Source organism: Streptomyces sp. NPDC006544, assembly GCF_040611715.1.
Lineage (GTDB): Bacteria > Actinomycetota > Actinomycetes > Streptomycetales > Streptomycetaceae > Streptomyces.
In genome coordinates, this window is record NZ_JBEXOV010000018.1 from 1 (window position 1) to 23,331 (window position 23,331).

General features: G+C 69.5%; 21 protein-coding genes and 5 pseudogenes. 10 read left to right on the plus strand and 16 right to left on the minus strand.

Annotation, left to right across the window (positions count from 1 at the left end; translation table 11 throughout):
* A partial coding sequence (locus ABZY44_RS11450; RefSeq protein ID WP_356652385.1) for an IS3 family transposase occupies positions 1-275 on the minus strand: 275 nt, incomplete at its 3' end.
* Complete coding sequence (locus ABZY44_RS11455; protein WP_356652387.1) at positions 272-616, minus strand: transposase; 345 nt, start codon at positions 614-616, stop codon at positions 272-274. The genes ABZY44_RS11455 and ABZY44_RS11450, both read right to left, overlap by 4 nt.
* 251 nt (positions 617-867) lie before the next feature.
* On the opposite strand from ABZY44_RS11455, the gene ABZY44_RS11460 reads away from it, so the two are divergent.
* Positions 868-2,454, plus strand: coding sequence for an IS4 family transposase (locus tag ABZY44_RS11460; RefSeq protein WP_356652389.1), 1,587 nt, complete (start codon positions 868-870; stop codon positions 2,452-2,454).
* A 227-nt stretch (positions 2,455-2,681) separates the two neighbouring features.
* Entirely contained in the window at positions 2,682-3,050 is a 369-nt protein-coding gene (locus ABZY44_RS11465) for a hypothetical protein (protein WP_356652391.1), read from the plus strand.
* A 45-nt stretch (positions 3,051-3,095) separates the two neighbouring features.
* Here ABZY44_RS11465 and ABZY44_RS11470 read toward each other — a convergent pair whose 3' ends face one another.
* On the minus strand, positions 3,096-3,608 hold the full coding sequence (locus tag ABZY44_RS11470; protein WP_356652393.1) for a transposase: 513 nt from the start codon (positions 3,606-3,608) through the stop codon (positions 3,096-3,098).
* A gap of 208 nt (positions 3,609-3,816) precedes the next feature.
* Here ABZY44_RS11470 and ABZY44_RS11475 point away from each other — a divergent pair.
* Positions 3,817-4,544: pseudogene (locus tag ABZY44_RS11475) on the plus strand (IS5 family transposase); the annotation flags it as partial.
* Between the two features lie 22 nt (positions 4,545-4,566).
* Here the strand turns inward: ABZY44_RS11475 and ABZY44_RS11480 are convergent.
* From ABZY44_RS11480 to ABZY44_RS11490, 3 genes and pseudogenes are all read right to left on the minus strand, one after another.
* Positions 4,567-5,232: a hypothetical protein gene (locus ABZY44_RS11480; RefSeq protein ID WP_356652395.1), complete on the minus strand. Its 666-nt coding sequence runs from the start codon at positions 5,230-5,232 to the stop codon at positions 4,567-4,569.
* 52 nt (positions 5,233-5,284) lie between these two features.
* Complete coding sequence (locus tag ABZY44_RS11485) at positions 5,285-5,581, minus strand: hypothetical protein (protein WP_356652397.1); 297 nt, start codon at positions 5,579-5,581, stop codon at positions 5,285-5,287.
* 172 nt (positions 5,582-5,753) lie between these two features.
* Positions 5,754-6,131, minus strand: a pseudogene (locus ABZY44_RS11490) (transposase); the annotation flags it as partial.
* 266 nt (positions 6,132-6,397) lie between these two features.
* Here ABZY44_RS11490 and ABZY44_RS11495 point away from each other — a divergent pair.
* Together ABZY44_RS11495 and ABZY44_RS11500 are read left to right on the plus strand one after the other, a co-directional pair.
* On the plus strand, positions 6,398-6,883 hold the full coding sequence (locus ABZY44_RS11495) for a hypothetical protein (RefSeq protein WP_356652399.1): 486 nt from the start codon (positions 6,398-6,400) through the stop codon (positions 6,881-6,883).
* A gap of 11 nt (positions 6,884-6,894) precedes the next feature.
* Positions 6,895-7,962: a PAS domain S-box protein gene (locus ABZY44_RS11500; RefSeq protein WP_356652401.1), complete on the plus strand. Its 1,068-nt coding sequence runs from the start codon at positions 6,895-6,897 to the stop codon at positions 7,960-7,962.
* Here ABZY44_RS11500 and ABZY44_RS11505 read toward each other — a convergent pair.
* From ABZY44_RS11505 to ABZY44_RS11515, 3 genes are read right to left on the minus strand one after another with little or no spacing between them, the layout of a single operon-like run.
* A complete protein-coding gene (locus tag ABZY44_RS11505; RefSeq protein WP_356652403.1) occupies positions 7,953-9,236 on the minus strand; it encodes an MFS transporter in 1,284 nt (427 codons plus the stop codon). The genes ABZY44_RS11500 and ABZY44_RS11505 overlap by 10 nt on opposite strands.
* A gap of 57 nt (positions 9,237-9,293) precedes the next feature.
* Complete coding sequence (locus tag ABZY44_RS11510; RefSeq protein WP_356652405.1) at positions 9,294-11,294, minus strand: PEP/pyruvate-binding domain-containing protein; 2,001 nt, start codon at positions 11,292-11,294, stop codon at positions 9,294-9,296.
* Entirely contained in the window at positions 11,291-12,736 is a 1,446-nt protein-coding gene (locus ABZY44_RS11515) for an ATP-grasp domain-containing protein (protein ID WP_356652407.1), read from the minus strand. Before ABZY44_RS11515 ends, ABZY44_RS11510 begins: the two co-directional genes overlap by 4 nt.
* 1,031 nt (positions 12,737-13,767) lie before the next feature.
* Between ABZY44_RS11515 and ABZY44_RS11520 the strand changes: the two genes are divergently transcribed.
* On the plus strand, positions 13,768-15,138 hold the full coding sequence (locus tag ABZY44_RS11520) for a cytochrome P450 (RefSeq protein WP_356652409.1): 1,371 nt from the start codon (positions 13,768-13,770) through the stop codon (positions 15,136-15,138).
* Complete coding sequence (locus ABZY44_RS11525) at positions 15,138-16,220, plus strand: hypothetical protein (RefSeq protein ID WP_356652411.1); 1,083 nt, start codon at positions 15,138-15,140, stop codon at positions 16,218-16,220. The genes ABZY44_RS11520 and ABZY44_RS11525 overlap by 1 nt, the downstream gene beginning before the upstream one ends.
* A 157-nt stretch (positions 16,221-16,377) precedes the next feature.
* On the opposite strand, the pseudogene ABZY44_RS11530 reads toward ABZY44_RS11525, so the two are convergent.
* The 6 genes and pseudogenes from ABZY44_RS11530 to ABZY44_RS11555 form a co-directional block, all read right to left on the minus strand.
* Positions 16,378-16,518, minus strand: a pseudogene (locus ABZY44_RS11530) (cold shock domain-containing protein); the annotation flags it as partial.
* A gap of 151 nt (positions 16,519-16,669) precedes the next feature.
* Positions 16,670-16,945 (minus strand): hypothetical protein, encoded by a 276-nt coding sequence (locus tag ABZY44_RS11535; RefSeq protein WP_356652413.1) that lies wholly within the window; start codon positions 16,943-16,945, stop codon positions 16,670-16,672.
* Between the two features lie 294 nt (positions 16,946-17,239).
* Positions 17,240-18,472, minus strand: coding sequence for a SpoIIE family protein phosphatase (locus tag ABZY44_RS11540; RefSeq protein ID WP_356652415.1), 1,233 nt, complete (start codon positions 18,470-18,472; stop codon positions 17,240-17,242).
* Between the two features lie 151 nt (positions 18,473-18,623).
* Complete coding sequence (locus ABZY44_RS11545) at positions 18,624-19,907, minus strand: cation:proton antiporter (protein WP_356652417.1); 1,284 nt, start codon at positions 19,905-19,907, stop codon at positions 18,624-18,626.
* 300 nt (positions 19,908-20,207) lie between these two features.
* Positions 20,208-20,384 (minus strand): hypothetical protein, encoded by a 177-nt coding sequence (locus ABZY44_RS11550; protein WP_356652418.1) that lies wholly within the window; start codon positions 20,382-20,384, stop codon positions 20,208-20,210.
* A 134-nt stretch (positions 20,385-20,518) separates the two neighbouring features.
* Positions 20,519-20,644 (minus strand): annotated as a pseudogene (locus tag ABZY44_RS11555) (zinc ribbon domain-containing protein); the annotation flags it as partial.
* Here ABZY44_RS11555 and ABZY44_RS11560 point away from each other — a divergent pair.
* Positions 20,618-20,926: a hypothetical protein gene (locus tag ABZY44_RS11560; protein ID WP_356652420.1), complete on the plus strand. Its 309-nt coding sequence runs from the start codon at positions 20,618-20,620 to the stop codon at positions 20,924-20,926. The pseudogene ABZY44_RS11555 and the gene ABZY44_RS11560 overlap by 27 nt on opposite strands.
* A 156-nt stretch (positions 20,927-21,082) precedes the next feature.
* Here ABZY44_RS11560 and ABZY44_RS11565 read toward each other — a convergent pair.
* Positions 21,083-21,208 (minus strand): annotated as a pseudogene (locus ABZY44_RS11565) (IS110 family transposase); the annotation flags it as partial.
* A gap of 83 nt (positions 21,209-21,291) precedes the next feature.
* On the opposite strand from ABZY44_RS11565, the gene ABZY44_RS11570 reads away from it, so the two are divergent.
* Both ABZY44_RS11570 and ABZY44_RS11575 read left to right on the plus strand, forming a co-directional pair.
* On the plus strand, positions 21,292-21,531 hold the full coding sequence (locus ABZY44_RS11570; protein ID WP_356652422.1) for a hypothetical protein: 240 nt from the start codon (positions 21,292-21,294) through the stop codon (positions 21,529-21,531).
* Between the two features lie 107 nt (positions 21,532-21,638).
* Positions 21,639-23,135, plus strand: coding sequence for an IPT/TIG domain-containing protein (locus ABZY44_RS11575; RefSeq protein WP_356652424.1), 1,497 nt, complete (start codon positions 21,639-21,641; stop codon positions 23,133-23,135).
* Positions 23,136-23,331 lie beyond the last annotated feature (196 nt).

The following is a 23,331-nucleotide window of genomic DNA, read 5'->3' on the forward strand; positions in this document are numbered from 1 at the left end:
CGCATGATCCGGGCGACCCGCTTCTCGTTGACCTGCCGCCCTTTGTCGCGGAGCTCGGCGGTCACGCGTGGGGAGCCGTAGGCGCCGCCGGACTCGCCGTGGACCTGGCGGATCTCCCCGGCCAGGACCTCGTCCTCGCGCTGCCGGGCGGCCCGTGTCTCGGCGCCGGCGAGCCACTTGTAGTAGCTGGACCGGTTGACGTCCAGGACCTGGCAGAGCCGCTTCACCTCAAAGGTGGCCCGGTGGTCGTCGACGAACTGGAAGCGGCTGGTCACCAGTTCGTCTCTCCGGCGAAATACTTGGCCGCCTTGCGGAGGATGTCCCGCTCGGTGGCGAGCTTGCGCCCACTGGCCTCGAGTTCCGCCACCCGTGCTTCCAGCTGTCGGACCCGCTCCTCCGGATCACTGGGCGTAACCGCCGCCCGGTGGCCGACGGCCGGCTTCACACTCGCAGCGGCGACGCCACGGCGCGTGCGGTCCCGCAGCACCCACTCGCGCAGGGTCGCCCGGTTGACGCCCAGGTCAGCGGCGATGCTCTTGTACGTCGCCCCGGGCGTGGACTCGTACAGGGCCACGGCATCGGCCTTGAACTCGTCCGAATAGTCCTTCAACGCCATCGGTGGTCTTCTCGCTTCCTCCGGATCAATCAAGATCCATTATCAGCGTGTCCACCACTCAGGGGGAGGCCCCAAGGCCGGGTAGTTAACGTTTTCGCAGGTCACGCAAGTGAGTTGAAGGATTTTTGACGCAGAGCAACGGAGCTCGTTGGTACAGGCAGTCGACCAAGACAGCTTGTCTCGAAGGAGCTCCGTTGCCCCGCCATTGTGTCCTGCCGTCTGCACTGACGGCCATCACCCGAACGGTCACCGTGGCCGCGGGCCGGTTCGCGCCCGGCCATCTGGGGGAGCTGACCGCCGTCGTGCCGTTCGAGCTCGTGGACGCGGTCCTCGCGGAGACACGGACGGTGCAGCGGAGGCTGCGTGATCTTCCGTCGCGGGTCGGGGTCTACTTCCTGCTCGCGATGTGCCTGTTCCCCGAGGTCGGCTACCGGCTCGTCTGGGACAAGCTGACCGCCGGCCTGTCCGGGATGCCGGTGGTCTGTCCGTCGGCGAAAGCGTTGCGTGACCTGCGCCGGAGACTCGGCAGCGCGCCGGTGCGGGCGTTGTTCGAGGTGCTGGCCGGGCCGCTGGCCCAGCCGACGACCCCAGGGGTGCGTTTCGGTCCGTACCGGACCGTATCGTTCGACGGCTGCAGTTCGCTGAGGGTTCCCGATTCCGAGCGGAACCGGGCCTGGCTGGGCAGGACTTCCCATCATGGCTATCCGACGCTGGAGTTGATGACGCTGATCGAGACCGGCACCCGGGCCCTGGTCGGCGCGGTGTTCGGCCCGACCGCCGAGGGCGAGACAAGCTACGCCGGCCGACTGCTGCATCTGCTGCGGCCGCACATGCTGGTGCTGTGGGACAAGGGATTCGACAGCAACGCCTTCCTCGCAAAGGTGACCGAGACCGGCGCCCAGGTCCTGGGCCGGCTCCGCAGCAACCGACGCACGCCGGTTCTCACCCGCCTCGTCGATGGCTCCTACCTGTCGGTGATCGGCACCGTGAAAGTACGGGTCATCGACGCGCAGATCGCCGTGACCTGCGCGGACGGCACGTCCTTTACCGGGTCCTACCGATTGGTCACGACCTTGACCGACGCCCGCCGCTACCCCGCCACCGCGCTGGTGGGCCTCTATCACCAGCGGTGGGAACACGAATCCGCGTACTACGCGCTCCGCCACACGATCATGAACGGGCGCAACCTGCGCTCGGGTGACCGGGCAGGCATCGAGCAGGAGATGTGGTCCCTGCTCACCCTCTACCAGGCCCTGCGCACCGTGATGGTCGACGCCGCCGAGTCTCTCCCCGGCACCGACCCGGACCGCTGCTGTTTCAGCATCGCGTTCCACACCGCCCGGGACCAGGTGATCCAGGCCACCGGCATCACCACCGCGGACACCGACCCGGACACCCTCCTCGGGGCGATCGGCCGCCGGATCCTGACCGGCTTGCTCCCTGCCAGGCGGCAACGGGTCAGCACCCGCAAGGTCAAATCACCGATGTCCCGCTACAGCGAGCGCCACGCCGACGGCCGACCCGATACCAGCCGCACCGTCACCCGTCTCGACATCACCGTCCTCGAACCCGTCGATCAGGCAACCGTGCCGCCCACAGCCTCCCGGGACGACCGGCACGCCGCCCCCGCCGCACGACGCCGACACCGCATCCTGGCCCTGCTCCAGGAAGAACCCACGCGCCTGTGGCAGCCCCGTGAAATCGCCGCCCGCTTCGGCGACGTCACCCTGGAGACCATGTACAGACAACTGAACCGGTGGGCCATCAGCGGCCTCATCCACAAGCTCGGCCCCGGCCTCTACGCCGCAACACCATGGTCCCCAGGCCAACTTGCGTGACCTGCGAAAACGTTAACTACCCGGCCTTGGGGGAGGCCCCCCCCCTTACGCGCGCAGAGGTACGACGAAGCCGCCCACTGCCACAACCGTGTCACCAACCACTGACACTCTCGGGCTCTGGCACTGATCTTGTGACGGTTGTAACCGTGTGTGCCTTCCTCGTGTCGTCTGTCATGAGAGCACAGTCAGCACTTCGTGGTTGAGCTCTACCAAACGAAGATCGCTCCATGTACCAGGTCATCGACCTTGACCAAGCCGCCGCCGAGATCACTGCACGCCTTCTCGCCTGGACCGCGTCCGGACTCAGTCCCAGACCGATCACCTGGCGGGACGAGGCCGCTCTCTGGCCTCAGCGGCTGGAGACCGACCGGGCCCTCGTCGCCGACCCGGATTCGATCGGCGTGCGCATCCTGGGTACCGACGGTTGGACCGAGCTGCACCTTGTCCTGTACCGAGGCGGCTGGGCAGACCGCGATGCCCTGACCGACGAGGTCACCACCGAATGCCCGCAGATCACTACCCCGGAGGAGTTCGGCAGCTTCCTCGACTCCTCCGTCACACGTTTCCTGGGCACCGGCCGGCGTCCGGCCACCTGACGCAAGCTCGTGTCCGGCACTGATGCCCTCGTGCCGGTCCGTAGATCAAAGAGCGTGCAGGACCCGGATTCGCAGGAGGTCGAAGTTCGCTCGCCCGAACATCTGCCGTTTCAGCATCTTGATTTTGTTGACCGTGCCCTCCACCGCGCCGGAACTATGGGACAACGTGAGCCCGGCGGAGACTGCTGCGTGGTCGTGCCGCAGGCCACGGGCGAAGGAACAGAGGTCTGGCAGTTGGCCCGCCGCGGCTGCGGCGATCCAGTCGTTGAGTCGGTGTCCTTCCTGGTTGGTCATCATCTGGGCGAAGTCCCGGACGTGCCCGACGAGGGCGCGGAGCTCGGTGCACCCCTCAAGAACTGCCTTGAGGCGGACAGCGTCGTCCGGGGCCACGCTGTCAGGGTGGGACATGATCCAGGTGGTCAGATGGCGGGGCTTCGGTGGCGGGGCTGGGGCCGGTTCGGCGGCAGCGTGCCCACGGAAGGTGCTCAGGTATCGCCGGACCGTGCGCGGCGCCGTTCCATCCGTCGGTCTGGATCTCTTCGTGGAGCCGGGCAGCATCCCGGCACCCCTCGTTCCATCGGCGGGTCAGGTAGGGCTTGTACTCGTCGAGCTTGCTGGGCGGTGGATAGCTCCGGCCAGGAGTTCGTCGGCGGTCCGCGAGCGAGCGAACCGGCGGACAGTACGAAAGGCCAGGCCGAGACGACGGGAAATGGCGTTGAGTGATTCGCCCTCGGCCAGAAGCTCGTGGACCGCCGCATGGCACTCGATGGACGCGATCTTGTACGTGGACCGCACGGGAGTCCAGTGGCGCTATCTACCGCACGATTTCCCGCACTGGAACACCGTTTACGGCTACTTCGCCAAATGGGCCGACGAGGGCGTGTTCGCCCAGCTCAACGGCCTGCTCAGGCAGACCCTGCGGGAGAAGGAAGGCCGGGACGCAGAGCCATCGGCCTGCGTCATCGACGCCCAGAGCGTCAAGACCCCCACCAGCGTGCCCCGCCTCCAGCCAGGGCATCGACGCCGGGAAGAAGATCGTCGGCAGGAAGCGGAACATCGTCACCGAGACCCTCGGACTTCTCCTCGCCGTGCTGGTCACCGCGGCGAGCGTGCAGGACTCCATCGCCGGCACACGGCTCATGGACCAAGTCGCCGCCGACCACCCCCGCGTTCGCAAGGTGTGGGTCGACGGCGGCTACCGCCAGCGCCTTGTCGAGCACGCCGCCACTCTCGGCATCGACATGGAGATCACCGCCCGCAAGCCCGGGACCAGGGGCTTCACCCCCATCCCGAAGCGGTGGGCGGTCGAGCCAACTTATGGCTGGCTCATGCTCCAACGGCGCCTGGCCCGCGACTACGAAACCCTGGCCCACCCGCTCCGAAGCTCTGATTCACCTCGCGATGACCGACCTCACGGCCCGCCGCCTCACCAGCGAGAACAGTATCTCCTGGCGCGACCCGAAGAGAGCCACCAAGCATGCCATTCCAGGATGAAACAACAGACGAAAACGACCTCTCAGGAGGAGCGGTGGCCGAGGAGTTGGACCAGCCCGACCGGGAGGAACGAGGGCCGGTGGGGCTGTCCGACCTGGTAGGGCACATAGCCCTGTGAGGCGGCGACCTCGACCTCTTCGGCCGTTTCCGCCTGGTAGACGAGGCGGCAGTTTCCCGCCTCGGCCCTCGCGCGCTGCCAGAGAGCGGGGGCCGGTTTGCGCTCCTCCTCGGTGCGGGGGGTGAGGATCCGCCCGTCGAAGTCCTCCCATGCGAAGGGCGCGGGGCCCTTCCACGTAGCGTCGACTTCCTTCTTCAGCCTGGCGGCTCGCTCCGCGTCGGTCGCGCCCCAGGAAGGCGGCACGTTGGTGATCAAGCCGATTGTGATGTGGCGCTCGCGCAAGGCCCGCAGATATGAGGCCGCTCCGGACTTGTAAGTGATGGCGCCGTCGTCAGCGGTGTGCACCAAGGTCTCACCCAGGTCGAAGTACACGACGGGGCAGGCGCGTTCGCCGACCGTACTCGCGACGGAGTCCGTACCCGCGACCCCGCCCGCTCCCCCGGGCGCCGCCGCACTCACGGTGGCGCAGAGCACGGTCGACGCCAGGGCCGCACCGAGCGCGAGGCTCGCCCGGCCCAAACCCTTGGAGGCGAATCCATTCATGGTGTCCCAGCCCTTCTTCTTGTGCACCGGGAGAGTGCACGATTGTCCGGTCCATGACATGCACGTGCCGCAGAGTCTCTCACAGGGTCGTCTCACCGGCGCCGCCCCCCACCACCGCCCCCAGCCGCTGCCCAGGGCGCAAGGCGATCTGCCGCTGCTCCGGTGCCAGTTCCGCTCCGTCGAGGTCACCGAGCGCGCGGCACAGGCTGGGCGCCGACTCCGTGATGCCGATGGCCTCCCAGTACGAGCCGAGGTCGACGAGCGTGGCTCCGAGCAGCAGGAGCGCCTGCGCTTCGCGCGGGCGGTCTACCGTCTGCCGACACGCCGTGAGAAGCGGCCCCAGGACCGGAACAGCCGACTGCTCCTGGCCGGCCACCAGCAGGCCGGTGCCAGCTGGAACAGCGTGTGGATCTCGGCGCTCCGATCGCCGGCCGCACCGTAGGCGCCCGGGGCCCTGCAGCCGACGGCGACGGCCACTTCGAAGCACTTCGTCCCCGGAGGTCGCTTCATCCCGTTGTTTCAACCCAAATTGCCGGGATTAGGATGGTTCATGCTCCGCGCCAGGTGAGGGTGGATTCGGCGGTGAGTCTGCGGGTCATGAGGTTGATCATCGCGAGGTGGATCACGGCTGCGGAACGGTGTGGGCAGGCTTCGTAGTCGCGGGCCGGGCAGCGGTGGTTCATGAGCCAGCCAAGGGTTCCCTCAACGGTCCAACGACGGGGCAGGACGGCAAATCTCCTGGTGGCGTGGTCGCGGCGGATGATGTGCATGTCGATGCCGAGGGTGGCTGCGTACTCGACGAGGTGCTGGCGGTAGCCACCGTCGACGCAGGTCTTGCGGATTGGGGGATGCTCGGCTGCGACCCGGTTGATGAGGGTCTGGCCGACGATCGAGCCCTACACGCTCGCAGCGGTGACCACGACGGCTTTCTGGAAAGAAGATCCGAAGCTTTTCCGACGAGCAGAAGACCGTCGCGCTCGCTGGCGCAGCCCTCGCGATCACGGACAAAGTCCCCGGGCTGGCCCACCGGCTGCTCGGCCCGGTCCGCTTCGCCCTCAGCGACCCATACGGGGTGTGATCTGGCTTCCCGGTCATCACCTGCTTACCAAACGGGGCGACTGCGTACTGCTGGTGATGCTCTTACTTCGAGGTGTCGTGGCCGGCGGCGAACACCGCGTTCACGGCCGCGGCCGTGGCTGCGCTACCGAAGGACACGCCGCCAGCGACGCACCTGGGGATCGACGAGACCCGATGCGGGAAGGCGAAGTTCCGCCTGGTCGAGGCGCCCGACAGAGGTCAGATCGGAGAAGTCGTCGCCGACCGGTGGCATGTCGGGCTGGTTGACCTGGTCGGCGGCGCCGGGCTGCTGGGGCAGGTCGAAGGCCTCACCGCGGCGAGCGTGTCGGCGTGGAGCGGCGCCCGGACTCGCCAGTGGCGAGCCGGGATCCAGGTGGTCGCGATCGACATGTGCACCGTGTTCAAAGCCGCGGTGTGCGACTCGCTGTCGGCTTTCTCCGGCGGCACGGGGGTCAGGCGCGGTGCCGGCCTGATTGGAGACCTCGGGTGCCGGCCCGCGCCAGGGAGGTGGTACCGGCCATTCCGGTTTCCGTGCGCGCAACCTCTCTCAAAACCGGCTAAGTTGACCTCTCCCCCACAGCATCAGCCGCAACCCGAGTGACAGAAGCAGGCATGTACGCGAAGAACGAACCTGGGCAGGTACGGTCGGCGGTCGGCGGGGGCGGGGAGTCTGCGCGGGCCGCGGGCGGGCACCAGGACACCGCGGAAGCGGCGCGGTGGTTCGAGGCCCTCGCCTCGTACGCCCCTGCGGCCGCCTTCATCCGCGACGGACAGGGCCGGTACCTGTGGGTGAACGCCGCCTACGCCCACCTCTACGGCATGGATCCGTATGCCGTGGTCGGCCGGACGGTCGAGGAGATCGACGCCCCCGACGACGCCGCCATGTTCCGGGCATTGGACCGCGACGTGCTGTCGTCGCGCCGTCCCGTGCGTCACACCCTCGTCTTCCGGCACCCCGACGGGACGCCCCGCCAGGTGACCGGACACCGGTTCGTCCTGGACCTCGGCCGGGGCCCCCGCGTGGGCGGCATCTACACGGACGTCACCGACCAGGCCCGGGCCCTAGAGGACAAGGCCGCCGCCGTGGAGGAACTCCACGCGCTGTGGGAGCGTTCGGGCCTGGCGATCGTGACCCTGGACCTGCGGGGCCGCGTACAGCGGGTCAGTGGAGGAGTCGCGGAATTACTCGGGGGTGACCGCGCCTCCCTGGAGGGCAGCCGCGCCATCGGGCACCTGCGCGGGGACCTTCGGGCGGTCCGGCACGCGTGGGCGGACCTCGTCGCCGACAAGGCCTCCCGGCGCACGTGTTCCGTGGTCTGCGGCACGGCCTCCGGCGAGAGCATCGTGCTCCGCGCGGATCTCGCGGTGGTCAGGCGCCGGGGGGATCCCGACCGGGTCGCGGCCGTACTGACCTCGCGCAGCGTCGAGTTCGGCGCCCCCGTCCCGGTCAGCCCCGTGCAACTGCGGGTCCTCTCGCTCATGGCGGGTGGCCGCTCCAACGGATCCATCGCCACCGACCTGGGACTCTCGCGCCAGGCCCTGGACTACCACCTGCGCCGGCTGCGCGTCGCGCTCGACGCGGACTCGCGCCCGGCCCTGGTGGCGCGCGCCTACACCCTCGGCATCCTCGACACCAGGGTCTGGCCGCCGCGCGCGGCCGTCCCGCCGTATCAGGACTGATCGGCGGCCGGACGTGCCCCGTCCCGACGCAGCCGCCCCAGGAGGACGCCCACGACGAGCAGCAGCAGACAGGTGCCCGCCGCCGCGTGCACGAGGAGCGCGTCGAGGTGGTCCGCCGCCAGGTAGGCTCCGACCGCCAGCGCCACCAGCGCGCACACGCCGCGGTCGATGATGGATTCCACCGACAGCAGGGTCGCCCGGTAGGGGGTCGGCGGGATGGCCGAGTTGATCAGGTTGCGTTGCACCGGGTACGCGAGGCCCGCCGCGGCGGCGAATACGCACAGCCACAGGATCGTGCCCCAGCTCCCCGACAGCGTGGTGGCCGCGAGCGTGAGTGCCATGACCACGCTGAGGACGGTCACCACGGTGGTATCGGACAGCCTGCCGCGCAACCAGCCGGTTCTGGCCGAACCCACGGCCTCGGCGACAGTCATCGCCGACAGCACCGCACCGTGGTCGGCGACGGGAAGGTGCTTTTCGAGGAGCAGCGGTTGGAAGAGGTTGACCTGGCAGATGCGGGCGAGCGTGAACACGGCCACGCCCTGCACCATCAGGGGTCCGAGGGACCGTGACGTTCGGAGCACCTTCGCGGCCTGGCGGGCCGAGTCGAGGAGACCGACGCGCTCGGCGGGCGAGTGACCGCCCCCACGGGGCGCCGCGATCGCGGGGAGGGCCGCGATCGCCGGAAGGGCCGCTGCACAGGCCAGGGAACCGAGCGTGGAGAGCGCGGTCAGCACGTAAGGGGCCTCGTGCCGGACCTGCATCAGGACGCCGACCAGCGGCCAGCAGGCGATCTTCGCCCAGAGGCCCAGCGCCCGGGCGGTGCCCTCGGCCTGTACGTAGTGATCGTCCGCGCCGTGCTCGTGCAGGTACTCGTACAGGTAGGCGCTGGAGGCCCCCGACACCAGGGAGCGGGCGGCGGCGATGGCCAGAAAATGCGCCATGAAGCCCGCGAAGGACGGCGAGGCGACCGGGATGAGGTTCGCCGCGGTCATCGCGGCCGCCCCGAGCTGCATGCAGCGGCGCTGTCCGATGCGGTCGGCGATGAAGCCGGTGGGTATCTCCAGCAGGCAGAACGCCACGTAGTAGACGCTCTGGATGCCGAAGATCTGACTGTCCGACAGGCCCGCCTGCTTCTGGTACTGGTAGAAGACCGGCATCCACCACAGCAGGTTGAACAACAGCTGGAACCCGTTGTTCAGTCGGATCACGCGGAGCACCGCGGCGGGCGGACGGACGCGGCGTTTCACGCGCGTGCGCAGGGAGATGGGCATGGGTGACCTTCGGGTGGGACCTGTGGGTGGGGCGGTATGCGTGGAAGTAGGGACGGGTCAGGCGCTGTACGGGCGCAGTTGAAGGATGTGGAGCGCGCCTCCCGGCGCGAGCAGCCATTCGATGTCGAGCGGCCCCGCGAAGGTGTAGTCCGTGGCGTAATGGGACTGGAGCAGGCGGCCCGCCAGAGCCAGCCGGCCCAGGTGGGCCCGCGTGTCCTGCGGCAGGTCCTCGGTGGCCGCGCCCAGCGAGATCGTGCGGCCGCCGCCCTCGACCGTGTTGTACAGGTACTGCAGGGGCATCGTCCGGCCGTCGACGACATCGGCCGTGGATCCGTGCGCGCAGTTGAGGTACACGTTGCGGAAATCGGCCCGGTTGGTCGGATTGCAAGTGACCATGACGCCTCCGAGCGGGGAGGGCTCGTAGCGCTGGACGATCACCCCCATGTAGGTGTCGTCCAGGGAGATGCCGGCCTGGTGGCGCAGCCGCACGCTGCGTGGGGAGAGCAGCGAGGCCCATACCTGGCGGATGGCGTCCAGCAGCCCGGGCAGATCGGTGACCTTGGTGTGGGACTCGTAGATCCCGGCAGCGGAGAATCCCGGCAGGTCCTCGGCGTTCGAGGAGGACCGCACGGCGAAGCGGCCCGTGCCCGCCAGGTGCTCGACCAGCTGTGTGTCCAGGGCGTGCACCAGGTCCTCCGGCACCGGGAGGGTGCGCACCAGGTGCTGCAATTGGAGGCAGACCGTGTCCGCGGCGTCCATGGAGTTCAGCTCCAGGGCCATCTTCAGCTTGCCGATGCTCTGTTGCACGGCCGGCGAGGAGTCCAGGAAGCGCTGTTGGACGGAGAAGGGGATGGCGATGCCTGCCGGCGCCTGGACGTGCCGGGTCAGGAACTCGCTCGCGTGCTGGGCGAGATCGCCGTCCTCGGGCATCCCCAGCCGGGCTCCCAGGTGGCCTAGCAGGTCGGCCCGGGGCGGGCGGGGCACGGAGTAGTAGCCGGTCAGTCGGCCCGATCCATGGCGCAGTACGTGGTGCAGTTCCCCGAGGTTGGCCGCTTTGGTGCCGTAACGGTTGCGGTCGCCGGCGCGCAGCGCGGACAGCGGCACGAGCGGTACATCCGTCACGTGCGGCGCGTCGAGGCGCACCCGCTGCGTGTGCCACGTCGGCTCGGCGAGGTCCGACGGCTCCTCGGCGCGCTCGATGGTGAACCCGCCGGCGGTGACCTCGTAGCGGACCCACGCACCGTCCAGCTTCTCGTCCGCGATCGTGTCGAGGACTCCGCGGACGATGGCGTTGGGGATGCCCCATCCGGCCGCCAGCATGTTGGTGTGCGACAGCGGCGTGGTGGGCTGGGCGTTGACCAGACCGGCGAGCCGCGGGATGTCGTCGGGGACCACCGGCATGGCGACGATGTCGTACCAGGTCAGGTCCGCGCGGGCGGCCAGGTATTCCTCGCCCGAGGCGAAGGCGCGGAGCCGGCCGGTGGCCGAGGCGAGCGTCAACGGCACGAAGGGCGCGGTCGCCAGGAGCACGTGACCCCGCGCACGGGGCACCACGGTCTCCGGCACCGCCGCGAGGGCGTTCTCCTGTCCGTGGTTGGCCGGCTTCAGCAGCAGCTCCATGGCGGGATCGAGGTGGGCCCGTACGAAGGCGTGGAACTCGATCAACAGGTCCGCGCCCATAGTGTCGGCCTCGGTGGTCTCCAGGACCATGAACGGCTCGTCCCGCTCCGGGCCGCCCCGGGAGTGCAGCGACAGGACACCGAGCAGGAAGCGCCGTGCGGGGTCCTGGTAGACGTCATGGTTGAAGCGGTCGAGTTCGGCGTCGAGCTGCTCGAGGGTCAGCCCCTGGATCTCGGTGGCTATGTAGTTGACGTGGAAGGAGTGCACGGCGCTGTCGAGGACGTGCCAGAGGCCCTGGTCGCGGTCCACGACGACCTTCACGTACGGGTGCCCGCCCAGCACCCCGGCCAGCTGCTCGAACAGGGGGAGCGTGAGCAGGGTGTCCACGGCGGCGCCCCGGGGGGACGGCGCGGCAGTGGTGGTTCCGGCGTTCGTCATGCGGTGCCCCCGAGCGTCGAGCGGTCGACGGACAGGGCGGAGGGCTCGGTGGGGGCGGGGGTGTGGGGGGCGACGCGCGGGGCGGCGAGGGCGTTCGGCAGGGCCGCGAGGATGCGGCCGCAGTCCGCCAGCAGCTCCTGCCCGGATTCGGCGGTGAGGAAGCACAGGGCGGCCATGGAATTGGCTCCTCCCGCCTCCTCGTACGGCGGGACCGGGCTGCCCGGCGCGAGGCTGTGTTCGAGCACCAGTTCCACGCGGGATCCCGGTGCGACCAGGGAGGGCCAGTCGACGACCTCGAAGTCCCAGGCGGGGAGCTCGGTCCAGGGCCTGCCCTCGGGGTCGACGGCGAAGACGACGAGCGATCCGGCGGCGCCCGCACCCGCGCCCCCGCGCCCGCCCTCTGTCAGCATCCGCTCCGGGTAGGCGACCTCACGGCCGAGCAGCTGGCACACCAACATGCCGATCATGTCGAGCCCGAAGACGGTCTCCACCTGCCGGGTGGTCATCACCCCACCGAATCGGGCCGCTGTCTCGATCAGCCACATGGCCCCCTCCGCGCCGAGTTTGATCTCGGTGTGGGTGGCGCAGGTGTCGAGTCCGAGCGCGTCCACGGCCGCGCGCGATACCTCCTCGATCCGCTGCTGCAAGTCGATCGGCAGGGCGGCCGGAGCCAGGCTCGCCCGCTCGGTGAAGGGCGCGATGGTCGGCATCCGCCCGGTGATGCACAGCGGGTGGTAGCGGCCGTCGGCGACGATCCCCTCCACGCTGACGTAGTCGCCCCACCCGTCCCCGTCGAACCAGTCGGACGCCTCTCCAGTCACGATCTCCTCCAGCAGGAAATCGTTGACGCCCTCGTCGGCGGCGTGCAGTTCCGCGTAACCCTGTGCGGAGGAAGCTTCCATGACGGAACGTCCGGTCTTCCAGGCCTCCTCGGCCTGCTGCTCGTTCCACACGGTGAGATGGGCCGTGGAACCCGCGCTCCAGGCCGCCTTCAGAAGAAGTGGCGGCCTCAGGGTTTCGAAGGCGGCCGTGATGTCCTCCGGAGCGTGGACCTCGGCGAACCCCGGAACGGGCACCCCGGCGTCACGCCAGATCCGGCGCATCAGACGCTTGTCCCGCGCCCCCGCGACCCGTTCGCCGGCGCCGCGCAGACCGAGCCGCAGGCTCGCGTGGGCGACGGCCACCACCGCGTACTCCGACAGGGTCAGCAGCGCCTCGGCACCGACGCGGCGGGCGTGGGAGCAGATCAGATCGACCAGTTCCACCCCCTCCCCCGGCGGGGCGGTGGTGACCGACGCGCACCCGGGCAGCCACACCGACTCGGTGATCCGGGGCAGCGGCGCGAGCGCCAGGACGTGCACCTCGGCGTGGGCGGCCATGCGCGGGACCGCGTACTCCAAAGGAGGGCCGCCCTTGGCATAGACGAAGAGGATCGGGGTCATGGTGCTCCTGAGGTCGATGGGGACGCCGCGTGGCGCGACGGCGTCGTCGGCGGAGGATCCGTACGCCGCGTCACCACGTATGGACCAGGGGTAACTAGACCACGACGGAAATCGGCGGACGCACAGATGTACGCCTACTCAGTTAGGCGTTCGCCAAACAACCGCGCTCACCAAGTGGGGCCGGTACGGGGCTGTTTCAGCCATGCGCGCGGGGCCCGCGGGAATCACGCGTCCGCGGGGCACTCCGGGGGGCTGCGCCGTGGACGAGGTCGATCAAGTTCTGGCAGAGCGCGGCGACTCGGTCGGGGGCCCGTCCGAGGGGGCCGTCGAGCTGGTCGTCGAAGACGAAGAAGAAGGCCATCATCGGTGCACAAATCCAGCTGCGGGCCAAGGGCGTAGGGGAATCCGTAAGCGGCCAGAGACGGCATGTCCCACGACGCGTACCAGTGCAACGACTCGCGGCTGGTGATCAGGCCCTGGCCCTGCACCCAGCGGAGGTTCCGCAGCCGAGCGCCGTCCAGATCCGGGCTGACCGCTAACGGGAAGGCGAGCTCGAAGTGGATGTCCTGCGGCACGGGGGTCCCCCATACGATCCGCCAACTGTTCGAATGAAGTCTCGGTGGGTTCGGGTGGGCTGTGACCTGCGGAAACGAGGCAAGGCCGAAACCGGCGGTACGACGGCCGAACGGCGTGCCCACCACGCGAAGGCTCGGGGGGCGACCACACCGCGTCGCGCGTCGGCTTGCGCCGGTACTCCACGGTCCTGTCCTTCGCCGCCCAGGCCGCGAGTGCACCGCTGTGTGTGACCGGACGCGCCCGACAGCGGAGGGGGCGGGGGCGTGAATGTGCGCTGCGGGAGTGCTGTCGTGCGCCCCCACGTGCACGGATGAGCGGCTGCCTGGTGGGCACCTCGTTTGCGGAGTGCGCGGTACGGGTGTGCCTGCAGGGGAGGGAACGGTTCTGTGTCCCGCCTGCGACCGCGCGGGCGGTTGCCGTTCGATGTGCTGCCGAAGTCGGGGGGAGTTGGCGCCGTGGGTGATCAGCAGGTTCAGCAGGTTCAGGGTGGTGTGCCGTGGTTGGGTCACGTGGCGCAGATGGTGCGTGATCCCCTCGCCTTTCTCAGCTCTCTGCGGGGAGGGCCGGCGGTAGTGAGGGTGCAACTGGCCGGGCGTGTGGTGTACGTGGTCAATGCGGCCGAGGCGGCCCACCGGGTGCTGGTGTCGTCGGTGTTCGACAAGGGCGGGCCGTTCATGGACACGGCGCGGGTCCTGGTCGGCAATGGTGTGATCACCTGCAGCAACGCCGATCACCGGCGTCAGCAGCCGGTGATGAGGCCGGCGTTCCACCGCGACCAGGTGGCCCGGTATTCCGCGGTGATGGCTGAGTGCGCCGCGCAGGCGGTCGGCGGGTGGCGTGAGGGTGAGCTGCTGGATGTGGAAGCGCGCATGTACGGGCTGGCGGCACAAGTGGTGGCTCGAACTCTGATCGCGGCCCCGGCCGGCCGTAAGGCAGCGGACACGATGGCTTCGGCCCTGCCGGTGTTGCTGGAGGGCATGTTCCGCCAGTTGCTGGTGCCCTGGCCGCTGCTGCATCGTTTTCCGCTGCCGGCCAACCGTCGTTTCCGTCGGGCCCAGGTCCGCCTGGAGCTGGCCGTTGGTGAGGTGATCGCGCAGTACCGGGCCGGCGAGGCGCCGGGAGACGACTTGCTGTCCTTGGTGATGGCAGCGGGCGACGACGACGGCCGCCCGCTTGACGACACGGAAGTGCGTGATCAGGTCCTGTCGGTGCTGGCCGCGGGCGTGGAGACCACCGCATCCCTCCTCGCCTGGACACTGCACGCCCTGGCCGACCACCCGGACGTGGAGAGCCGGCTGTGGGCCGAGCTGGACCGCGAGCTCGCCGGACGCGCTCCCGCCTTCGCCGACATCGAGCGCCTGCCCTACACCCGTCAGGTCCTCACCGAGGTGCTGCGGCTGTGGCCTCCTACCTGGATGCTCAGCCGTGTCGCCCTGGAGGAGACCGTGCTCGCCGGGTTCACCGTTCCCGCAGGCGCGGATGTGATCCTCTCCCCCTACGCCCTGCAACGCGACCCCGGCGTCTTCCCCGACCCGGAGAATCTGGACCCGGACCGGTGGCTGCCCGAACGCATCTCCCCCGCCCAGCGCCAGGCATTCATGGCCTTCGGCGGCGGCCGCCGCAAGTGCCTGGGCGAGCATTACGGCATGACCGAGACGATCCTGGCCCTCGCCGGGATCAGCAGCCGCTGGCAACTGCGCAAGGCCGACACCACCCCGTTGCGGCCCCTGCCCCGTTTCCTGCTCACCCCCAAAGCCGGCCCTCTCGTTGCAACCCGCCGCACGATGTCGCCCGCCATGCGCCAAACCAACAGTCGGGAGCAGTGATGAGAACCTGCGACCACGCAGAGGACGGCGCCCCCGAGGGCGGCATAGCTGGGTCGCCCGAGGAGCACCCCTGCTTCCGGATGCCGCTCTTCCCCCGGTTCACACCGGCCCGGCGCCGCCCCGGGATCGAGGCGTTGGAAGAGCGCTGCGCGCTGCGTCTCGCCACACTCCTGCGCGACGCCTACGACAGCCGGCAGGAGCTGGAGACGTTCCTGGAACACCGCACCAGCCTGTGGAACCTGCTCACCTATGCCGACGCTCGCGAGGACCGCATCGAACTGGTCTGCGCCTGGATCGACGTCCTGTTCAGCATCGACGACGTCTTCGCCCAGGCACCACCCTCGCGAATCCGGGAGCTGGGCATCCACGAACTGCCTGCCGTCCTCGACGGCAGACAGCCCACCGAGGACACCCCCTTCACCCGGACATTCGCGGAGCTGCGCGATCAGACCCTCCCCCTCGCCTCCCCGCGCGTGTGGCAGCGCTACGCGCGCACCTTGCACGAGTTCCTGGAGGCCTGCCACGCCGAGCGTGACCTCGTCAAGGACCTCGCGGCACTGGACCTGCCCACCTACGAGAAGTACCGCAACAGCTCGATCGGGGAATGCTGCTTCCCCCTCCTCGAATTCGGCCTCGGCATCGACCTCAGCGACCGCCTGGAGAAGCTTCCCGAACTACAGCGCCTCAACATGCTGGTGGCCCGCCACTGGATCGGCGTCAACGACGTCTTCTCCTACCGCAAGGAGCTCTACAGCGGCGACACCATGAACGAGATCCAGCTGGCGCTCGCCGAGAACGGCGGCGACCTCCAAGCAGCCGTCGACCGCATCGCCACGACCGTCCACCGCACCGAAACCGAGTTCGACCACCTCACCACCACACTGCGCGCCGGCGCGGCAAACCAGGACAGCAGCCTGCGCGCGTACCTGGACGCGCTGGAGGCGATGATCGCCGGAAACCTCGAATGGTCCTACCTCACCCCCCGCTACAACGGCCGCGGCCACCACTGGAACGGCCTGACCGACGCCACCGTCATCCTCACCCCCGACCGCACTCTCTACCGGCCCCACGAGCACGTGTGAACAGGCACATCCGTGGCAGCGGGCCGTCGTCGGCATTGGCGCACGACGGCAGCAGCCCGGGCCGGGGACATGGCCGAGCTGTGCCGCTCCGTCGGGGCCGCTGAACTGGGGGCGAGCGGTCACTCCCAGGCGTAGCGTCCGGCTCCGTGTCCGCGGACTACAGGGGGCGGACTTGCGTGGCTTGCAGGCCCTTTGCGCCTTTCTCGGTCACGAAGGAGACCCTTTGGCCTTCCTTCAGGCTGCCGGGGCCGTTGTTGCTCTCAATGGCCTGGTGGTGAACGAAGAGATCCTCACCCCCGGCAGCTGCCCGCTGCCCCACTGCCCTCCGCAAGCCCTCCCCCGCCCGGGAACGGAGCCGACGCGTAGCGGCAGGGCTCCGCCGGAACCGGCAACCACCGCCGGGTCCTGGTCCTGGTCCTGGTCCTGGTCCTGGTCCTGATCGCCGAGGGTCAGGTGTGCAGGCGGCTGTTGGGGCCGTCCTGGTCCTCGGTCGTTTCGTCGTTGAACCAGTAATCCCCCGCGGCCAGATAACGGAACGAGTGGACGCTCTTCATAGACAGCGCGACCGTTACGGCGCGCTTGCCGTCCTTGCGGGCCTTGAGGGTGTGGACGCCGGGCTGCCAGTCGTTGAAGTCACCCACCACGCTGACCGGACCCGGCGGGATGTCCGCGGAGAGGACGAAGGTGACCTCGGTGCGGTCCTTCTTCAGTGTGCGCTCCAGCATGAGGCAGACTCCTGGCGGGGGTAACGGATGGATACGCCGCCCATCGTCGGGGGCCGGCACACCGGCCCCCCGCAGACCCGGCCACCCACCGACCCGCCATCACCCGCCCACCGCTGTCACGCGCCCCGCCGCTCCCGGATAGGCGTCGCGGGCCTACCTGCTCACACAAAGAGTCGCCGGGCACCGGGCCCACCGGCGGTTGCAACGTCACCCTGGGTTCCTCCCGAAGCGAGTGCGGTTGCGTCCCCTTGAGCAGGACCGGTCGAGCGCCGACCTTGTCGGCCGCCTGTGTGGTCAGAGGCGGAGGACGACCAGGGCGGTGTCGTCGGTGATGCCGGCGGGCGGGATCAGGTCCGTCAGGAGGGCGTCGGCGAGCTGGTCGGGGTCGACGGTGCGGTGGCGGGTGAGGGAGTCGGCGAGGCGTTGGAGGCCGGTGTCGATGTCTTCGTGGCGGCGCTCGATGAGTCCGTCGGTGTAGAGGACGAGGGTGGAGCCGTCGGTGAAGGGAGCCTGGCTCTGGGGGCGGGGTACGTGCTCGGGGCGGGCCCCGAGCGGGGGGTCGGTCGCCTGGTCGAGAAACGTCACGGTGCCGTCCGGGTGGCAGAGCAGAGGCGGTGGGTGGCCGGCGCTGCTGTAGGTGAGGATGTGGCCGGCCCAGTCGACGAAGACCGAGACGGCGGTGGCGGACTCCGCGCCGTCGACGTGGCGGGCGTACAGGCCGAGCACTTCGAGGGCCTGGGCGGGCCCGGCTGCCACCCGGGAGGCGGCGGACAGGGCGCTGCGGAGCTGGCCCATGACGCCGGCGGCGTGCAGGCCGTGGCCGACCACGTCACCGACGGCGACGGCGGTGTGGTCGCGGTGGGGCAGGTCGGTCAGGTCGATCAGGTCGTACCAGTCGCCGCAGACGTTGAGGGAGCCGGTGGCGGGCCGGTAGCGCACCGCTGCGCGGTGGCTGAGCGGGCCTGGGGCGGGCAGCATCGCCTGCTGGAGGTGGAGTGCGATCTCGCGTTCGCGGGCGTGGGCGTCGCGCAGGCGCTGGTTGAGGTCCTGGAGTTCGCGGGCGCGGGTGTAGAGCTCTGCTTCCAAGACCCGGGCTCCGTCACCCCCGCTGCGGCTGCCGCGGGCGCGGATGAGCTCGGTGACCTCCTCCACCCGGTGCAGCACCAACGCCACGGCGCCGTCCGGACCGGCCACCGGAACGTTGACCGGGCTCCAGTACCGCTCCTCCCACACCCCCGGCCGCTCGGGGTCCTCCACGTCGTAGCGCTGCAGTGCCATGGTGTCGCTCTCCCCGGTGGAGGCGACTCTGCGCAGGGACGCGTGCAGGTTGCTCATCCCGCTCGCGGTCGGGTCGTCGGGGTTGTCGGGGAAGACGTCGAACAGGTAGCGGCCCATCACCTGCTCGCGCGTGCGGCCCGACAGCGACAGGTATGCCTCGTTGGCTTCGGCGAACACCAGGTCCGGCGTCATCAGGGCGACGGCGCCCGGCAGGGCGTGGAAGACCGCCTCGAAGTCGATGCTGCTCACTTTTCACCTACCCGGCGGGAGACCTCTTCGATCTTGCACTCCTCATTGCCACGGGCAGGACGGGGCGTTCCGGCCCGGTGGCGGGGGGCCCGGCGGCGGTGTGGCCTCGCAGCCGGCCGGCGTTCCTGTCCCCGGAAGGCCGCGGACGCCATCAGCGTGGGCCTTCGTGCTGCGCGAGTGCGTTCTCCCTCAGGTCCGGTGTGACGCGCAGGGTCCTGGCGAACCATGTGCCGTAGCGGTCGCCCAGGAAGGGCGCCGAGGCGCCGTGGAGGATGATGCTCAGGCCGACGGTCACCGCGATGACCTCGCTCAGCAGGGTTCCCCCGGGCAGGTGTTCTTCCAGGGCGAGCAGGCCGAAGACCAGGGATGCGAGCCCGCGCGGGCCGAACCAGCCGACGTAGGCGAGGGAGGCGGGGCGTAGGCCGGTGCCGGCCAGTGCCAGTGCGACGGGCAGCATCCGGATGACGGTCAGGCTGAGCAGCGCGTAGAGGACCATGCGCCAGCTCAGGTGCCCGAGTGTGGGTCCCAGGATGACGGCGCCGAAGACGAGGAAGCTGAGCGAGGCGAGGAGGAGGCCGAGTCGTTCGGTGAACCTGGTGTTCTGCGCGGGGTCAGAGTCCTGGCCGGAGATGCCGAGGCCGGCGGGGGTGCGCCGCAGGTGGATGCCGAAGGCCAGGCCGGCGACCCAGGCGCCGATGAAGCCGCTGCCCTCCACCACGGCGCACAGGACGTACGCGATGAACGGGACGGCGAGTACCAGGAACTGCCGCCAGTCGGAGCTGCTCCACCCGCGGGCGAGCGACCAGCGCAACAGGCTCGCCCCGGCCCAGCCGGCCGCGATCCCGATCGCGCCGCTGAGCAGCAGGGCGCGCAGGAACGTCTCGGCCACGCCCGGATGGCCATGGCCCTCACCCGCCGCCGCCAGCGCCAGCACGAAGAAGGGGAGGGCCAGGCCGTCGTTCAGACCGGATTCGACGGTCAGGCCGCCCCGGATGAGCGGGGGCACCCGCTGGTTGGAGAAGGCCTGCTGTCCGAGCGCGGCGTCCGTCGGCGCCAGGATGACGGCGACCAATGCCAGCTCCCACACGCCCAGGCCGGGCAGCAGCGGCCAGGCCGCCAGCCAGCCCAGAGCCATCGTGGCCGGCAGGCCGACCGCGAGCAGCCGCAGCGGCAAGAACTCCTCCCGGCGCAGGTCCCTGGCCTTGATCCCGGCCGCGTCCGCGAACAGCAGGAGCACCAGTGCGCCTTCCAGGAGCGTCCGCGTGACCTCGGGATCCTTCGCCCGGTCCAGCAGGTCCAGTCCCAGCGGGCCGATCGCCACCCCGACGAGCATGAACACCATCGGTCCCGAGAGCACCGTGGTCGACAAACGGCGTGAGAGCGCCCCGTATCCGACGACCACAGCCCCGGCGACCACGACGGCCCAGCCGTTCATCCTCACTCCTCACCCCCCGCCTCACGCAGACAGGCGAGTCTGACCCTATGGCGGCGCCGGTCAGACCTGCGGGAACCGTGCTCCGCACGCGCCCGGCTCGGCCCGGTCGGCCCAACGCGGGCGCATCGAAGGGGACGAGGGACGCCGGTTCCCGGGCGCGGGGCGGCAGGTCCGGGCGGCGGCTGCGGGAGGTTCTCAGTCGACGGGTTCCACGGTCGGGAAGGTCCAGGTGCCGTCGGGGATCTCGGGGTGTGGCCGGTAGAGCCGGACGGTGTGGTTCCAGCCGTCCATCGGTGGCAGTCAGTTGGGCCGCCCGTCGGCGCACCCTCCCCGATTGGTGATCACCGAGCCGTCCGGGTCCGTCTGGGTGTTGAACTGGTTGAGGACGCAGCCGTCCTCGCTGCTGTCCTCGAAGTAGCCGTCGGCGATGTAGAGGGAGATCGACCAGAACCCGTCGACGGGCACGTCACCGACCACGATGCGGTACTTCCCGACGCGCAGGCCGGGGGCTCGACGATCAGGTAGAGCGCCTCGTCCTCGGGGAGGCCGGCCCAGCCCGTCGCGGTACCGATGAGGTGACTCCTCCCCGCCGTAAAGGACGGGGCTTCCTGTTACGCCGTGTTGGCGTTGCAGCGGACCAGCCCGGCCCGGTTCAAGACGTTGATCGCGCCCACGGTGTCTGCGTGCGCGGTGTGGCCGCATGAGACGCAGTGGAACTTCTGCTGTGTGGGACGGTTCGACGTGGCCTGTTGCCGGTGTGCGGGGACAGCGGCTTCGGCCGGGACCGGCTGCCGGGGGCCGCAGCGGTGGAGGGTGCCTCCATAGCCTTGGTCAAGGTCGTGGGTCAGGATTGCGGAATAACGATCTGGTTCCGCACCTACTACGAGGACGAAGATCTGTGGCTGTATTTCGACGCCGATGACGAAGGCTGGGCAGCGCGACGGGTTGAGGTCCAGGCGCAGGACTCTCGTCCGTCCGGTGACGGCGGCCTCCTTGGAAGAGGTGCTGCACTTGCCTGATCATGCCGATCTCGCGGCGTGTTCCGCTATGAACGGCAGTAAGGCGTCCTCGCCGAAGGTCCCATGAACGGGTGGCAGGATCAGCCGCAGGCGGCCAATATCCCCGCGGAGGAGTTCGAGCGGCTGTGGACTGAAGCGCGGCGGGCTCCGGGCGATTCAGCCTGACCTGGCGGGCTGAGATTCGTAGAAGGTTCCTTCGCGGAGCATCGCGAAGAGGACGTCTGCCCGTCGTCTGGCGAGGCAGAGCAGGGCCCGGGTGTGGTGCTTGCCCTGGGCGATCTTCGGCAACGGTACGGGCACAGGTCTCGGTGACATGCAGTTGCGACGTTCCGAGATCACTGGGGAGACAGTGCCGCGTTTCGAGGATGCGGCCGGATGGCGGGAGCCCCTGCCGACCGCGGCGTCTCTCGGCCGCGCTCATCCGCCCCGACGGCATTGCCGCCTGGGCCGCCGCCCCGGGCCTGTCCCCAGACACCGCAGCTCTGGCGACCGCACTGCGCCCCTGGCTCGGCGAACCGCACACACGTACGCCGAACGGCCAACAAGGTGAACATGGCCAACCTGCAGGCAGGAGAAGCACCGGACAACGCAGAGGGGAGGTCTGATTGTGTGCGATCCACTCTGCCGCCGGTTCGGCACAGATCTTCCCTGATGCTGCCGAAAGCCCACCCCGCCTCCGCACCGGCAAAACATCCGAGGAGCAGGAACGACGATGGCACCCGATCCGACAACCGCCCAGGTGACCATGACCCTGGCTGCCCTTGCAGCCACCGGGGCCACCCCGCGTCCGTCCGGGGAAACCCCGCAACAACAGACCGACCGAATCATCACCGGCATCAACGCCCAACTGAGCGATCCCAGCCTTGCAACGCAAGGCGCGTGGAGGCTGGTGTGGCTCGCCCTGAGCGAGGCCAACGCGAATATGGCCTACATCGCACGGAGCACCAACGGCTCGAACGAGTTCGCCGTGGTCACTCGCGGAACAGACGCCGATCTGACCGACATCCTCGAGGACCTCGACGTCGGCACACTCGTCCCGTTCCCCGAGAGCGGATCACCCAAGCCCGTCGCCGTTTCCAAGGGGGCCATGGATGCGTTCAAACGGGTTGTCAACGCCCGCTCGATCGCCTCACCCTCCCCGAACGTCACGCTCGCTCAGGCGCTCACCGCCGCACTCAACTCGGCGCCCGCCTCGCCGCAGCCGACCGTCTATCTGACCGGTCACAGCTTGGGCGGTTGCATCGCCACCATGCTCGCGCCATACCTGCAGGCACAGACTTGGCCGAAACAGCCGAAGTTCGCGGTGATCACCTATGCCGCTCCCACCGCCGGCGTACAGAGCTTCGTCGACTACTTCGATTCCGTGCCGTGGGTCATCGACGAGCGCCACAACAACGCCTACGACCTGGTACCGCACGCGTGGGCCGATCTCGACACCACCGCCGGCTGGTACCCCAGCCCGGGACCGCAGGCAACCGAGGAAGTGAAGCTGGTCATCGGGGCGATCTCCAAGCGCACCAAAGGCAACGTCTACGTCCAGCCCGGCACGCTCTGCCCGATGAACACCAGCTACACGAGCCTTGCCAAGAACCTGGTCAACAAGACCACCCAGGACTTCCTCGGCCAGGTCGCCTTCCAGCACGCCAATTCCACCTACCTGGACCTGGTGGGAGCGCCTGCCGTCCCTTCCGCACCGGTGGTGACCGACGTGACCCCCACCTTCGGCGAACCAGGCGCCACGGTGACCATCAACGGCACCGGTTTCAGTGAGGACAGCATGGTCGACTTCGGCCACTTCGCCTGCCCCACGCGCAACATCGACTCCGACAGCAGGATCACCGCTAAGGTCCCCGACGGAACCGGCGTCGTCCACGTCCGCGTCACCAACACCCTCGGCACCTCCCCGGCCGTCGCGATGACGCAGTTCGCCTATGGCGGTCCCGCACCTGTGGTGGTCAGTGCCGTCAGCCCGACCAGCGGAAACGTCGGCACCCTGGTCACCATCAGCGGATCGGGCTTCGCCGATGGCGCCACCGTGCACTTCAAGGACAAGGCATCCGATTCGGTCACGTTCGACTCTCCCGGACAGATCACCGCAACCGCGCCCGGTCAGCTCGACGACCGCCAGACGGTGAACCTCACCGTGACGGTCGGCAACGCCACCTCTCCCACCACCCCGGCCGACGAGTTCACCTACACCGGACGGTAGCGTCCGCACGCGCCGTTCCCGGGGTGGCCCTTCGAGCAGCCTCGGGCCCTTCCCGGCCGGCCGAACCGTGCCCGGTCGAGGGATCGCTCCTGGCCGCGCCTGGTGGTCCCGCGGGGGAGCTGTTTGCGCCGCGGGACCACAACCTGATCTGGCGGCCGGGCGGGCCGCGGTCGAAGCCTCCGACGCGACCCCGGCG